General features: G+C 39.6%; 15 protein-coding genes and 3 tRNA genes. 5 read left to right on the top strand and 13 right to left on the bottom strand.

The features are described 5' to 3' along the window. Nucleotides 1–43: 43 nt before the first annotated feature. The 13 genes from H5183_RS00805 to H5183_RS00865 all read right to left on the bottom strand — a co-directional run bounded on the left by H5183_RS00805 (nt 44) and on the right by H5183_RS00865 (nt 11633). Nucleotides 44–119: transfer RNA gene (locus H5183_RS00805), tRNA-Lys, on the bottom strand. An 82-nt stretch (nt 120–201) separates the two neighbouring features. Then, nucleotides 202–277 (bottom strand) — tRNA-Lys (locus H5183_RS00810). A gap of 168 nt (nt 278–445) precedes the next feature. Next, the gene (ybgF, locus tag H5183_RS00815; protein WP_182730648.1) at nt 446–1189 is read right to left on the bottom strand and encodes a tol-pal system protein YbgF; all 744 of its coding nucleotides are present in this window, start codon (nt 1187–1189) and stop codon (nt 446–448) included. A 12-nt stretch (nt 1190–1201) separates the two neighbouring features. Continuing rightward, nucleotides 1202–1744 (bottom strand): peptidoglycan-associated lipoprotein Pal, encoded by a 543-nt coding sequence (gene pal / locus H5183_RS00820; RefSeq protein ID WP_145233097.1) that lies wholly within the window; start codon nt 1742–1744, stop codon nt 1202–1204. A 35-nt stretch (nt 1745–1779) separates the two neighbouring features. Beyond that, a complete protein-coding gene (gene tolB / locus H5183_RS00825) occupies nt 1780–3138 on the bottom strand; it encodes a Tol-Pal system beta propeller repeat protein TolB (protein WP_182730649.1) in 1359 nt (452 codons plus the stop codon). Between the two features lie 9 nt (nt 3139–3147). Continuing rightward, nucleotides 3148–4074, bottom strand: a complete 927-nt coding sequence (gene tolA, locus H5183_RS00830; protein WP_145233095.1) for a cell envelope integrity protein TolA — start codon at nt 4072–4074, stop codon at nt 3148–3150. 1 nt (nt 4075) lies between these two features. Next, nucleotides 4076–4510 carry a protein TolR gene (gene tolR, locus H5183_RS00835; protein ID WP_145233094.1) on the bottom strand — a complete coding sequence of 145 codons (435 nt, stop codon included), beginning with the start codon at nt 4508–4510 and terminating at the stop codon, nt 4076–4078. Further along, complete coding sequence (gene tolQ / locus H5183_RS00840; RefSeq protein WP_145233093.1) at nt 4497–5201, bottom strand: protein TolQ; 705 nt, start codon at nt 5199–5201, stop codon at nt 4497–4499. Before tolQ ends, tolR begins: the two co-directional genes overlap by 14 nt. Before the next feature lie 947 nt (nt 5202–6148). Beyond that, entirely contained in the window at nt 6149–7156 is a 1008-nt protein-coding gene (gene ruvB / locus H5183_RS00845) for a Holliday junction branch migration DNA helicase RuvB (RefSeq protein WP_145233092.1), read from the bottom strand. A gap of 7 nt (nt 7157–7163) precedes the next feature. After that, nucleotides 7164–7781, bottom strand: a complete 618-nt coding sequence (gene ruvA / locus H5183_RS00850) for a Holliday junction branch migration protein RuvA (protein WP_145233091.1) — start codon at nt 7779–7781, stop codon at nt 7164–7166. 1 nt (nt 7782) lies between these two features. Next, on the bottom strand, nt 7783–8307 hold the full coding sequence (gene ruvC / locus H5183_RS00855; RefSeq protein WP_145233090.1) for a crossover junction endodeoxyribonuclease RuvC: 525 nt from the start codon (nt 8305–8307) through the stop codon (nt 7783–7785). A 121-nt stretch (nt 8308–8428) separates the two neighbouring features. Further along, entirely contained in the window at nt 8429–10930 is a 2502-nt protein-coding gene (locus tag H5183_RS00860; RefSeq protein ID WP_182730650.1) for an ABC transporter permease, read from the bottom strand. Continuing rightward, nucleotides 10920–11633, bottom strand: a complete 714-nt coding sequence (locus H5183_RS00865; RefSeq protein WP_145233088.1) for an ABC transporter ATP-binding protein — start codon at nt 11631–11633, stop codon at nt 10920–10922. Before H5183_RS00865 ends, H5183_RS00860 begins: the two co-directional genes overlap by 11 nt. Here H5183_RS00865 and H5183_RS00870 point away from each other — a divergent pair, their 5' ends adjacent. From H5183_RS00870 to H5183_RS00890, 5 genes are all read left to right on the top strand, one after another. Beyond that, a complete protein-coding gene (locus H5183_RS00870; RefSeq protein WP_145233087.1) occupies nt 11634–12254 on the top strand; it encodes an arylesterase in 621 nt (206 codons plus the stop codon). It begins immediately after the preceding gene. Between the two features lie 106 nt (nt 12255–12360). Then, nucleotides 12361–12437, top strand: a tRNA-Pro gene (locus tag H5183_RS00875). Nucleotides 12438–12714: 277 nt separating this feature from the next. Then, complete coding sequence (locus H5183_RS00880; protein WP_182730651.1) at nt 12715–13074, top strand: hypothetical protein; 360 nt, start codon at nt 12715–12717, stop codon at nt 13072–13074. A 170-nt stretch (nt 13075–13244) separates the two neighbouring features. Beyond that, nucleotides 13245–13511, top strand: a complete 267-nt coding sequence (locus H5183_RS00885; RefSeq protein ID WP_182730652.1) for a hypothetical protein — start codon at nt 13245–13247, stop codon at nt 13509–13511. Nucleotides 13512–13519: 8 nt separating this feature from the next. After that, complete coding sequence (locus H5183_RS00890; protein WP_182730653.1) at nt 13520–14152, top strand: hypothetical protein; 633 nt, start codon at nt 13520–13522, stop codon at nt 14150–14152. Nucleotides 14153–14992 lie beyond the last annotated feature (840 nt).

Here is a 14992-nt window from a genome sequence, read left to right on the forward strand (position 1 = left end):
AATCCGCCGATTATAACCACTCTACTATTCTACGAATAAAGAATGGTGGGTCATGATGGACTTGAACCATCGACCAATGGATTAAAAGTCCACTGCTCTACCAACTGAGCTAATGACCCGCTCTGCTGTTGCAACTAAATGCAACCAAACACTAATACGTAAATCCGCCGATAAAAGACCATTCTATAACTTACTAATGAATGGTGGGTCATGATGGACTTGAACCATCGACCAATGGATTAAAAGTCCACTGCTCTACCAACTGAGCTAATGACCCGCTCTTTTTGCCGCAATTTGAGTGGTTGAACCATTCGTTTGCTGCGGGCGCTTATAATACTTATTTAAAAAATGAGTGCAACAGAAAATGTCTCTTTTTTTAAGTTTTTATGTCTAGCTGACCAATTTTAGACCGCTTATGACAAAAAGCAGTCTAATCAAGCTGATTCTACATTTTTGAAAGGCGATCAGTGGCCAATTTTGCAGCAGTTGTACTTGGGTATTGGTTAAGCAGATCCTGAAAGGTTTTTGATGCTTGATCGGCTAAACCTTGCTCTTGCAATAAAGTTCCGAGCTTTAACATTGCATCTGGACGCTTATTTGAATTTGGAAATTCATTTACAACAACTTTAAAATGTTCCGATGCTTTTACTGCATCATTTTTAATTGTCAGCAATTGCCCTAACCAATAATGAGCGTTGGACGCATAAACAGAATTTGGATACGTTGTTAAAAACGTTTGAAACTCTGGAATTGCCTGATCGTAGCGCTTGTCCTTCATAATTAATGCCACTGCACGCTCGTAAGCCTCATTCTCAGACAGATCCGAACTAATAGCTTGCGATGCAACAGGCTCTGCATATTGCTCTGTACTGGGTTGCGAGTAAGCTTGGCTCACGCGATTTTCAATTTCTTGATACAGCTCACGTTGGCGTTGCAGTACTTTCTCAAGCTTATAGGTCTGTTCTTCGGTGATCCCGCGAACTTGACTCACTTCATCTTGCAGCATATTTAGCTGTTGCTGTAACTCAACTTGTAATAAATTTCTCGACTGCATCATACTTTCAAGGGCAGCAAGGCGTTTTTCTATACTCGATTGTGAACTCGCAGCTTCTGAAACAGGAGCGGGAGCAGCCCAAACTTGGGTGCTCCCGCTCAATATCATGGCTGCCAAAATAATTTTCGGCTTCATAATGTCTCTAATTTAGTAAACTAGTACCGCACGGCGGTTTTTAGCGAAAGCAGATTCAGTGCGTGATTTAACCATCGGCTTTTCTTCACCGTAGCTCACTACTGACATTTGGCTTGCAGAAACACCTAAACTTTGAAGGTATTTTTCAACTGCTTGACCACGATGCTCACCCAATGCGATATTGTACTCAGGTGTACCACGCTCATCTGCATGACCTTCAATTAGTACTTTAACTGATGGATTCTTTACTAAAAACTCAGCATGAGCTCGAAGTAATTCACCGTACTGACCTTGAATCGTCGCTTTATCAAAATCAAAGTAAATTACTTGCTTTTCACGTAATGCTTCGTATTTTTGAGTGAGTTCTTCTTGTGCTTTTTGATCAGGTGTTAATGTTGCCACTTCAACAGTGTCATTATTAGCTGTTTGCTCAACTGTCGCTTGATTTGATTGATTTGCTGCACCTTCGTCGATATCTGAAGATGAGCTACAAGCTGCTAGAGTCATAACAGGCACAGCAATTAGCAGGCCTTTAAGTATTTTATTAAGTTGCATTGAGTAGATTCCTATATTGAGTAAACCAGCAAATATTACTGTAAATAAGGCGACCACGCGGGTGCCTTTACTTGTCCATTTAGCACAGGTAAACGTGCTTTAAAACGACCGTCCATTGATACCAGCGCTAGTACCTGCTTATTATTATGTAGCGTGCTATAAATAATCATCGAGCCATTAGGTGCTATACTCGGTGATTCATCTAGACGCGTTCGAGTTAATACTTGAAACGCTCCAGTAGCCAGCTCTTTCTTAGCAAGATGGTACTGCCCGTTAGTACGGTTAACCATCACTAATTCTTTGCCATCAGGGGTAATAGAACCTGCTAGATTCATATCACCATCAAAGGTCATTCGTTGTGACCTACCTGTTTGTAAATTTAACTTATAAATCTGAGCATTACCACCCCTTTCCGAGGTAAACACGATATCTTGACCATTCGGATGCCAAGACGGTTCAGTATCTATACTACGGTGGCGAGTAAGGCGTGTTTCTTTACGTGTAGCTAAATCTAACATATACACTTCTGTGGCACCGTTTCTGTCTTTTGACAGTACTAATAATAGTTTTTTACCGTCAGGTGAAAACTGTGGCGCACCATTGATACCTTGATGGCTGGTAATGATTTCACGCTTACCAGTGTATAAATCTTGCATATAGATTTGGCTTTGACGATTTTCAAACGTCACATAAGCTAATTTAGTACCATCAGGTGACCATGCTGGAGACATTAACGGCTCTTGAGAGCGTAATAAAACTTGTTCATTAAACCCATCGTAATCAGCAACAACAAGCTGATAAGGTTTTGGTTCGTCATCACGCACAATGACGTAAGCAATTTTTGTTAAAAAGGCACCGCGCTCACCGGTAAGTTTTTCATAAATAACATCACTAATACGATGAGCGTAGCGTCTAAACCCAGATTCGCTTATCACACTTTCGCGTGCTTCTTGAACATGATCTTGATTTTTAACTAATTTACCATTGCTCATCATTTGCGTTTCACCGCCGGTGATTTGGCCGCGGATAACATCAACTAGCTCATAACGTACCAAATAACGGCCATCTGTTTGCTGTTCAACTTCACCAACTAAAATTGCTTCAACACCCTTATTTACCCACGCACCATAATCTATATCTGCATTTTTGCTTGGCAGCTGTGGCATTTCGTCAACACTAATTGGTTTAAATTTACCACTGCGCATCAAATCGGCAGCAATAACATCACTGAGCTTTTGTGGAATTGGCCCAACACCTTTATATTTAAAAGGGATGATGGCTATAGGGCGTGCACTATCAACTCCTTCTGTTATGACTATTTCAAGCGCAGCATTTGCAACACTGGTAAAGCCAATAACTAAAATTAAACAAACTGTTTTCAACTGATTGAACATATAATTCCTTTAAAATTGTGGCTTGATCGTTAAGTTAATATTTTTTAATTGCTCAAACACGTCTTGATCTTTAGATACCGGCAGTGTTTCAGCCATACGAACCGCCCTTAGCGCCGCTTCGCATACTAACTTATCACCACCTAAAGATTTCACTTGTGTGACCAGACCATTAAAACCTAAGCGAATATTCACACGGCATTGTTGGTTTTTCATTTTTTCATCAATTAATAAATTTTGCTGAATACGCGCCATAATTAATGCTTTGTATTTATCAACCTCAGTGCCGACCTGTTGCTGACGCAATTTATTTCGCGCGGCTTGCTCTGTGGCTAACTGCTCTTGCAGCATTTGCTCTTGTAATGCTTTTTGACGCGCCTCTTCAGCAGCTTCTGCGCGTTTTTTAGCGGCTAACTCTTCACGTTTACGGTCGTCTTCGGCTTTTTTTAATGCCTCTTCTGCCTGTTTACGTTTCTCAGCTGCCGCTTTTGCAGCTAACTCAGACGCTTCTTTTTGCTTTTCAGCCTGCTGCGCTTTTTCACGTTCTTTTTGCTCTATTTCACGCGCTTTTTTAGCCTGTGCTTGCGCTTGTGCCGTTTCTTTCTCTTTTGCTCGGCGCTCTTGCTCTAGCTTCTTAATTCGACGATCTTCAGCTTCACGTTGTTTACGTGCATCAGATGCTCGGCGCTCTAAATCACGAATGCGTTTATCTTCAGCACGTTTTTTATCATCTTCTTTGCGTTTCAACTCAGCAATTTTTTGTTCAACCATTTTCTGGTCAACAGTCACTGCTGAAACAGCATTTTCAGCATCAGGCATAGCCTTGTTCAAGGTGACTTCCATTACTTTAGGCGGTGAAGTATGAAAACTCGCGGTTCCTACCAGAACGCCTATTATAGCGAGGTGCAATAACACTGATTTTAATACTGAAGCACCCATATTAGTTTTTATTCCCTTCAAACGACTCAGTCATTAATCCAACTGAAGGTACACCGGCATTTTTTAAGAAATCCATCAATAATAATACTTCTTGATACGATACTTTACCTGAGCCTTTGATCATCACTGGAGTTTCTGGGTTTTTCATCAGTTGCAACTTAATAACAGCGGCAACATCTAATGCTTCCATCGGTTCTTCTGGATCAGTACCAATACTGACATAGTACTTACCTTGTGCATCAATTGAAGCAATGATCGGTGGCGTATCTTTAGTATCGACTAAATCTGATTCTTCCATTTTTGGCAAATCAACTTTAACACCATGAGTGATCAAAGGCGCAGTAGCCATAAAAATAATCAGTAGCACCAGCATTACATCAATGTAAGGAACTACGTTTATCTCTGCAACAGGACGACGCTTCTTACGCTGATACATTCGCTTTTGCCTCTATTTGGGTAGCTGCTTGACGGTGTAAAATATTTGCAAACTCTTCCATAAAGTTAATGTAGTTAGATTCTAGCTTTTCAACTCTATTAGCAAAACGGTTGTATGCAATAACCGCAGGAATAGCTGCAAATAACCCCATAGCTGTTGCAATAAGCGCTTCAGCTATACCTGGGGCAACCATTTGCAAGGTTGCTTGCTTAACTTCGCCTAACGCGATAAAGGCATTCATAATGCCCCACACAGTCCCAAACAAACCAATGTAAGGACTGATAGACCCCACTGTTGCTAAAAACGATAAACTTGATTCTAATTTTTCGATTTCACGAGATAACGCAACTCGCATTGAACGATGCGTCCCTTCCATTACAATGCTAGCACTTTGAAAAGAGTTTTTCTTATGGCGAGCAAACTCTTTAAAGCCTGCTATAAATAATGCTTCAACGCCGGTTGAGCTACCGCTACGCGATGAGATCTCATTGTAGAGTTTACTTAAATCAATGCCTGACCAAAATTTTTGCTCAAATCGCTTAGTATTGGATAATGCATCTGAAATTGCTTTTTTGCGCTGAAAAATAATTGCCCATGACATCACTGACATACCTACTAATGCCAGCATAACTAATTGCACAAGAAAACTTGCTTCTAGAATTAAATCTAAAAAATTAAGCCCTGAACCCACATTAAACTCCTAATAAGATTTCTTGTATAAATAACATTTCATTATACGCTAGGTATATGACCGAAAAAATGGCCAAAAGTTGCAACTAGTGTATCGATTCAGCTCAGTACTGACAACGCTATTGCTGTGAATTAGCAACAAAAAACGTTGAAGAGCAGGCTGACACCATTTTTATAACCTTATTAGTCAATCTTAACGCAACTATTTAAGACTCGGCTGTTAAGGTAAATACATGCTGCGGTGCTTATTTATAAACAAAAACTGTGTAAAACACCCCGTTTATTCACTCTTAATGAATAAACAAGCATAATTGACTGTAAGCATGGTCAATGCAACAGTTTAACTAATCTATAAAAAAAACACTCAAACAAATAAAACATCACAAATTCAACAAATTAATATATTACCGTGAACTTTATGAACAAAAATAAAGCGTTCATAAAAATCTTGCTATTAGTTTTTTTTATCTGAAAATTAAATTTTTCTAGTTTGAACAAAAACCAACTATTGCGTATTATTCTTCCATACCGAGCTAGCGCAGCAATGAATACTTCATTCAGCCCAGTTCTTTGCAATATGATTCTGATTTTTCGTATTGCTATGCTTAAAGTCTTCTTGATAAAACTTGATGAATTTAAGCAATGTTACTTAGATTACTTCCTTCAACTTGTTGTTTGCCCGCATTTTATGCGGGCTTTTTTTTGCCTGCAAATCACGCACAGCACTACCTCGCTATGGCGCATACAATATCGTTTACAAACTTAACAGCATGTGAATTGTATTAGCCCAAATAACTAAATAATCTAAACTTTAAGTAATATGCTAATCACGCGATTAACTTAAACACAGCAAAATACACATTTGAATAGTGGCTAAAAGAACAGTATAGAAGATGTGTGAGGTGGGTTTGCAGCCATACGCACGCATACAGCTACAATAAATGTACTTTATTCTTGTTTGGGTAATAAGCCAAAGTGATGATAGGCGTTATCAGACACAATACGCCCTCTTGGCGTACGTTGGATAAATCCTTGCTGGATGAGGTAAGGCTCGATCACATCTTCAATGGTTTCTTTTTCTTCACCGATAGCGGCGGCTAAGTTGTCTAACCCTACCGGACCCCCCATAAACTTTTCAATGATCGCGAGTAAATATTTACGGTCCATATAATCAAAGCCGCTTTTATCGACATCAATCATATTAAGTGCCAGCTCTGCTACTTCGGCATTTACAGTACCGTCTGATTTAACTTGCGTGTAATCTCGTACCCGGCGTAATAATCGATTAGCGATACGTGGCGTACCACGAGAGCGTTTAGCAATTTCAATGGCACCTTCATCACACATGGCTAAATTTAAATAATGAGCAGAACGCCCCACTATAGTCGATAAATCTGCCACCGAATAAAACTCTAAACGCTGCACAATACCAAAACGGTCTCTAAGTGGTGAGGTTAACGAGCCTGCGCGAGTGGTTGCGCCAATTAAGGTAAAAGCGGGTAAATCGAGCTTAATGGAACGAGCTGCGGGCCCTTCACCAATCATTAAATCGAGTTGATAATCTTCCATTGCAGGATAGAGTATTTCTTCAACTTGCGGGCTTAGCCTATGTATTTCATCAATAAAAAGTACATCGCCTTCTTCTAAATTGGTCAGTAGTGCGGCTAAATCACCGGCTTTTTCAAGCACTGGGCCCGAGGTTGTTTTAATACTGACATTCAGCTCATTGGCAACAATGTTTGCTAGTGTGGTTTTCCCCAAACCCGGCGGACCAAATATTAATAAATGATCAAGCGCTTCACCCCGACTACGTGCAGCTTCTATAAATATTTCCATTTGCTGTTTAACATGGGGCTGACCAGTATAATCGGCTAATAGTTTTGGTCTAATCGCGCGATCGACTACATCTTCATTACTTTGTTCAGTCGCATCTATTAAACGATCCGCTTCAATCATGGTTTACTCACAACATTGATTTTAGAGATTCTTTGATCAGAACCTCTGTAGACATACCAGGCTTGGCCACTGATTTTACTGTTTTTTGTGCTTGCGCCAATTTATAACCTAATGACACTAACGCAGAGATTGCATCATCTGCCGCATTATTAGCAATAAGTGCGTCAGATGCGGGCTCTATAACTGCATTATCACTAAATGGCGTGAATAAGTCATTACCCCAATCTTTTAATCGGTCTTTCATTTCAAGTACCAGGCGCTCTGCGGTTTTTTTACCTACACCTGGCAGTTTCACTAAACTGGTGGCATCTTCGTTATTCACACAGCTAACAAATTGCTTAGCCGACATCCCTGAAAGTATTGCTAATCCGAGCTTTGGCCCAACGCCATTGGCTTTTAATAGCTCTCTAAATAATGCTCGCTCAATTTTATTATTAAAGCCAAATAATAACTGGGCGTCTTCTCTTACTACAAAATGAGTATACACAATGGCATTTTCGCCAATGTTTGGTAAATCATAAAAACACGTCATCGGCATGTTAACTTCGTAACCAACACCGCTTACTTCAAGCAAAATTTCTGGCGGTTGTTTTTCTACTAAGATGCCATTTAAGCGACCTATCATGTTATTTCCTTAATCGTCCTCTAACGGTTTTACTGGCACTGCCCGCTAGTTTTATTAAATTTTGATCGGAATGAGCATGGCATATCGCAATGGCTAATGCATCGGCTGCATCCGCTTGCGGTGTGCCTGGCAATTTTAAAATATTTTTAACCATATGCTGCACTTGCGATTTATCGGCACCACCGTGCCCTACCACCGCTTGTTTAATTTGCCGCGCCGAGTATTCAAACACCGGTAACTCAGCCATTGCCGCACCAACAATTGCAGCTCCTCTGGCTTGGCCTAATTTAAGAGCTGAATCAGGATTATGCGCCATAAATACTTTTTCAATGGCAAAATGATCGGGAGAGAATTGTTCGATTAGTTGACTGATCCCCTGATAAATCATTTTTAATCGAATAGGAAACTCGTGATCGGCCAGTTTTATACAACCGCTGCCTAAATAAGTAAATTTAGCACCTTGATGGGCAATCACCCCATAACCGGTTAATCGTGAGCCAGGATCAATCCCTAAAATAATAGCCAATACTTGCCCAATCAGTGTAAATAGTTAAGTACGCTAATAATGCCAGAGCACTGTATAAATTACCAGTGCATTATTGGCATAAAAAAGCCCGTAAAAACGGGCTTGTTTAATTGCTAACCTTTTAGGCTAAAGAGCGTAGTAACCCTTGGGTATTTTTACGCATGGTTCTAGCTATCATAAAGTAGCCCAGTGATGCCACAAACACACCACCCACTAATGGCCCAATAAGCCAAATATGCGGGTGCAGCTTACCTGCTAAGTCAAACATCTCACGTTGCACTATTAATAAAGCCACATCACTGACCAACGCAGCGACAAAACCAGCAGCGCTGCCCAGCAATAAAAACTCATATAAAGTGGCATTTTTTATTAGCCGCCCTTTGGCGCCTAAGGTACGCAATATGACAATTTCCTGCATCCGTTCACCAAGGCTTGCTTGCACTTGCGAAATTAAAACCAAGCCACCACACATCACCACTATCGCCAGTACAAATCCAATTGCCAGCGATACTTGCGAAATAGTAGAACGTATTTGTTTGACAAAGCTGTCAACGTCGATGGCGTTGATTGTCGGGTAGGCACGTAGTAGCTCACTAAAATCGCGTTTTTGCTCGGCTTCGATACGCACTGATGAAATATACGTCGCAGGAAAATCAGCCAGTACATCAGGGCTTAATATAATAAAGAAATTAGGCTTTAAAGTAGCCCAATTAACTTTACGAACACTGGTGATTTTGGCATCAAATGACTGGGCGCCAATCAAAAATGTTAGCGTATCACCCAGTTTCACATCTAAACGTTCTAGCATAGATTCTTCGATGGATACCTCAGCGGTGGCATTGTCGCCAAACCACTGCCCGTCTATGATCTCATTTTGCACAGGGACTTGCTCTAACCATGTAAGATTTAGCTCACGGCCAATACCTGCGCGTGCTTCTTCGTCTTTCTTCTCGTTATCTTGTAATGAGACTTCGCGAGCAACTAATTCACCATTAACAGCGTTTACGCGACCACGAATAGTCGGATAGAACTCAGATACTTGAATATTTTTTTGCTCTAAAAAGCTTGTTACGTCTGGCAATTCAGTTTCGGTTATATTGACTAAAAAAGCATTCGGCGCGTCGCTTGGAAGTTGCGATTGCCAATCTGCGATCATATCGTTTTTCAGCACCACTAAAAATAACAATAGCTTTATTGCCAACGAAAAACTGATCAACTGTACCGCATTAGCATTGGCACGTTTTTGCAACGAAGCAATCGCTAATGACCAACTATTCCCCGGCCGCAATCCTAGTTTACGTCCGCTGCCAAAAATTAACCGCGATAATAAAAACAGTATCGCAATCAAAACTAAAGTAGAGACAAACAAAATAGCGGTAATTTTAAGGTTATTACTAAACAACCACATTAATAAAAAGACCGTTAAGCCCGACATAGCTAAATGCACTTTACTTACTAATAGCTTATCGCCTAAGTTACGGCGTAATACCCTAAGCGGTGGAATATCAAATAAATCTAATAACGGCTTGATTGAAAACATCACCGCACAGATAACGCCAGTACTAATAGCCACAAACCACGGTTTTATACCCGCTGCAGGAAGAGTATTGTTCATTGATTTAGCTAAATAACTAGTGGCTATCTCTTGTAAACCATAGCCAATGGCTAAGCCAAGTATGACCGACAAAGCACACACCAGTGATAAATGCAGTAAGTAAATTTTGCGAATTGTCGATCGGCTACCACCTAAGGTTTTCATCATCGCAACTGGGTCATATTGGCGTTCGCAATAACGCTTTGCAGACACGGCAATCGCCACCGCCGCTAAAATAATGCCCAATAATCCCGCTAATAATAGAAAGCTTTCAGCGCGGTTTAAGCTATTTGCAATCGGCGACTGTCTGTCTTTAACACCATACCATTGCTGATTTTCTTTCATTTGTGGTTTTAGCCAGCTATAAAAGTCAGTAAGGTTACTCTCATCCCCTGCATACAACTGACGGTAAAAAACACGGCTGCCCGGCTGGATCACTTCAGTTTTGTCTACATCTTGGTTATTTAACAACACACGACGACTACTTGAAAAAATATTAAATGGCGCATCTGGCTCTTCCACCAATACTTTTTCAATATTAAATTGCGCAGCGCCAAGCTCAACCGTATCACCTACTTTTACATTTAGTGCATAAAATACCGATTCACTAAACCACACATTACCAACAGTTGGCCCTTGCGTAGCCACTTCAACCTCGCCGGTTAAGCTGCTTTTAACTTTTAGTTCGCCCTTAAGTGGGTAATGCTCAGACACCGCTTTTACTGAGCTTAATTGCATTTCGTCATTAGCAAACAACATAGTATCAAAGTAAGTGAGCTGTGCGGTTTGTAAGTTGTATTCGCCTGCTGTTGTTAAATATTCACCCGGTAATTCATGGTTGCTTGCCAGCACGCGATCAGCGGCAATAAAGGCACTGCTTTTTTGTGCAATGCTTTGCCCTATGCGATCAGTCACCATAGAAAGCGTTAATACTGTTAATACTGCCAACGCTATGGCCGCACAAATCACCGTGAGTTCACCACGGCGAAATTCACGGCTAAATAATTTTAATGCTAATTTAACCCACATTCGCCACAGCCTCATTGGTATTTTTAACTAATTGACCCGCTTCAATTTGTAACACATGCTGGCACTTTGCTGCTAACGCCTCGTCATGTGTGACTAAAATCAACGTCGTGCCATGAAGCTGATTAAGCTCGAATAACAGTGACTCAATTAACTTACCATTTTTGCTATCAAGATTTGCTGATGGCTCATCGGCGAATAAAATCTTTGGTGTGCCAATAAATGCGCGAGCAATCGCTACACGCTGCTGCTCACCACCAGACAATTGCGACGGATAATGCTCAATACGATGACTTAAACCTACTTTTTCCAGTAGATCGAGTGCTTGTTGCTTGGCATTTTTTTCACCAGCGAGCTCTGCCGGTAACATCACATTCTCAAGTGCTGTTAAACTCTGTACCAACATAAATGATTGAAATACAAAACCGACTTTTGCAGCTCTTAATGCCGCACGCGCTTCTTCATCAAGTTCATGCAGCGGCTCACCATCTAAATAAATTGATCCCTGAGTCGATTGATCCAACCCTGCGAGCAAACTTAATAAAGTTGATTTACCTGAACCTGAGGTACCAACTACAGCAACTGAGTCTCCAGACTTGACATTAAAGGTGATGTCACTGAGGATGGGCAAATCCCCTTCAAGGGTATTAACCGTTTTAGAAAGACCTTTAACCTGAATGATATTTAATTGAGATAGCGCTGACATATGATGTATTCAATCCTACGTTTTATTTTCGTTTTACTATTAGTAATCAAACCACTTAGTGCGGCAGCTGACAACACAATTTTAATTTTAGGTGATAGTTTAAGCGCCGCCTACGGCTTAAAACAAGAGCAAGGCTGGGTTAAACTGTTACAAGATAAGTACGACAACGAGCAAGCACCAATCCAACTTATCAATGCCAGTATCAGTGGCGAAACCACCGGTGGCGCACTGCGTCGTTTAGACGCCCTACTTAATGAGTTTCAACCGAGCCATGTACTTATAGAGCTTGGTGGTAACGACGGCCTGCGTGGCTTTCCAATTAAACGCCTAAAAGAAAACCTAGCCAGTTTAGTGAGCAAGAGCAAACAAGCTGATGCCAAAGTAGCGATTATGGAAGTACACATCCCGCCTAACTATGGGCCACGTTATACCGGATTATTTACCGCTAGTTTTGCTGAGGTTGCTGGTGCCACAAACAGCCATTTAATGCCATTTTTTATCTTGAATGTCGCTGCTGATAATAGCTTGATGCAAAACGACAACATACACCCTAACAAAACTGCTCAACCTATACTACGAGATGTGATGTATAAATCGATCAATGACTGGATAAATAACTAAACATCCTCATAAAATGATTTATTTCACTCAGTACGTGCAATAAATGTTCAAACAAACAAAAGCTTATTGATTTTTGAAAAAATATACGTACTATTGCTTGCAACGTCGGTATGTAGCGCAGCTTGGTAGCGCACTGTCATGGGGTGGCAGGGGTCGAGAGTTCGAATCTCTCCATACCGACCAATTAATTCCTCTTTATTTCAACTCGTTATAAATTAAACTCTCTTCTTTATCGCACAATTAAATTAGTATTTTTAAATATATGTCGCACATTTATCGCACGATACTTGCCTTAAATTATTTTATAATTTTAAGGTATAAAAGGGGGGGATATATAGGAAGACAGCTAATGGCACCCTTCTAAACCGTCTTTATCATTATTTTAAAGAATAAGCACATTTAACTTGTCTCCATGTTTTTCAAATTGTAATTTGAGTCTAAAAGTACAATAGAGAATGTTATGCAGATCGATCAAAAAAAAACCACTTCACCCTTATTATTTGATGAAATTATTTGTGCAATTGTGTTTGGCTCAATACCCTGCCTTTTAGTATTACAATTTTCAGGTGTAGAAGGCCTAGTTAGCTTTTTCGAAGGAATTACGCCACCAGACCATCTAATATACTATTTTAGTTTACTAACTCTTTTACATAGTATTGTGTGGGCTATTTCTAAATACAGTCTTTCTTTATCTGATTCTAGTAGAACATTAAAATACAGATTACATACACTTTCATACCAAATTGGTTTTAATCTAGTAGGTCTGTATCGAGCTATGGCAGGTTCACTCCCCTTTATTGCAGCCTATATTAATTTATGATTCAACAAGCGGTAACATCACTAAAGCTATATTCATGCTTGTGCTTTCTATTGCTAGTTTACTAGTTGCCTACTGGCTAACATATTGGCAGCAAAAGACCGCACCAAGAATTAAAGAGTTTTGATTTATGCTTAAGCAACAAAAGTTTGAAACTTTAGGCAACAACTAACTTGAAAAACTCCGACCTTGATATACATATTGAAAAATATAGATTAGTTCATGTAGTCGGTGTTATTTCTACCTATGCGACGAGTTTAAAATGGAAGGGTTATGATGGAACAATACATAGAATTAAAGGCGATAAAGTTGTGAGTGATGATACAATTAGAACACCTTTAGAAGGTATGTACTACAGATATAGAACAACCACAGGATTATCAAGTACAACTCAAAAATGGCCGGTACCGTACTTGGGCCGTAAGATACCTTTAAGATAGGAGGGCCTATGAAAATTTATAAATGTTTTTTACTGTTTTTAACCTTTTCTATTAATGCAGCAAGTACTTCTGATTGGGAAGCGAAAATCATTAAAAATGTTGCAAATGCAGATTCTGTTAATTGTATACAATATCCTGATTTTCAAGATTTAGATTCGCAGTTTTTATGTCAAGAATTACTGTTAAAAATTTCAAAGTCATTGTATGAAAATTGGGCTAACAGTAGTAGTGAAAAAGCTAGACTAAAGCTGATTGCAAGTTGGTGGTCAAGTGAAGAAATAACTTCATTAAAAAACCCATATATCAAATTGCACCTTGCTGCTTTGTTAGGGCGTAATAGACAAAGTGAGTTAAGCGAGCAACGAGAGTATGCTCGGAGATACTTGTATTCTGATAATGTACTTATTCAAGGTGGGGCTCTTACTGCAATAAGGTGGGTAGGAAACTGCGAAGATGTGAAAGATATTGTTGATATAATAAAGACAGAGAGAGAAGGTATTGCAGAGCAAGCTGTTCTCACGTTTATGGGATTATTGAGATGTCAAGATATGGAGAATATATTGTTGAAAATATATGGTGATGTAAATAGAGTGGCTTTAAAACAGTTTATCGAGAAGAAATTATCTATGATTCAGATGTGAATATTCTATATTATTAATTAAGTTACTTTATTAATAGAGATCGTTTTAATTTGGCGATATGCTTGATGAGGTGTTGTCACTTTATGAAGATGAAAAGCTTTCATCAATTGTCCGATGTGAACCGCTATGCGAAGTCCTGATGGTAATCTCACTAGTATCAAGGCCTATGTAACTTCTATATGTGATTCTCAACTTTCATACAAAACGGTTAAAACACGCATTACGCTTTGTCGAAAATGATGGCCATAGATTCGTGTTGGAAAATTAGCTTTTGCCAGTGGCGTTATCGATAGCGCTACTCACAAAAGTATAATGTTGAAATGGCTTAAAGGGAAAAATAATGGCTGTAATAACGAAGAAAGATGAAAAATCAAAAATGTGGTTGGTGAGTTAAACGAAGGATATTCATTTGATGACTTCATTAATAAGTTTCAAGAGCTTTACCCGAAGGATTGGAGCAAGATTGAGCGTGAACATGCGAAACATGAACGCAAAACTAAGCCAGGAAAAACACATCCTATGCCTGAACCAATTCAGTACCTCAAAAACGCTCTGAACGTATGGAAGAAAAAGATAAAATAGTTTAATTGGAATATCTTTACTGCTGAACAAGCAGCGCCATAAGGCCATAGCAAACAAGGAATATCGAAATGAAAAATAAACTTGAATTACTCGACATAAGAAAGTTTAAATCAATTGATAGATTGATAGAAATGTAAACGTATAGCTAACGACACCTAGCTTTACTTTATGTACCAAGGTAACAGCGGCTCAAGGTTGCTTGGCTGCTCAGCAATATGTTGTAAACAAGTTGCAATATAGTCATGCATCACAAGGTCA

It is taken from the genome of Pseudoalteromonas sp. SR44-8 (assembly GCF_014163635.1).
Taxonomy (GTDB): domain Bacteria; phylum Pseudomonadota; class Gammaproteobacteria; order Enterobacterales; family Alteromonadaceae; genus Pseudoalteromonas; species Pseudoalteromonas rhizosphaerae.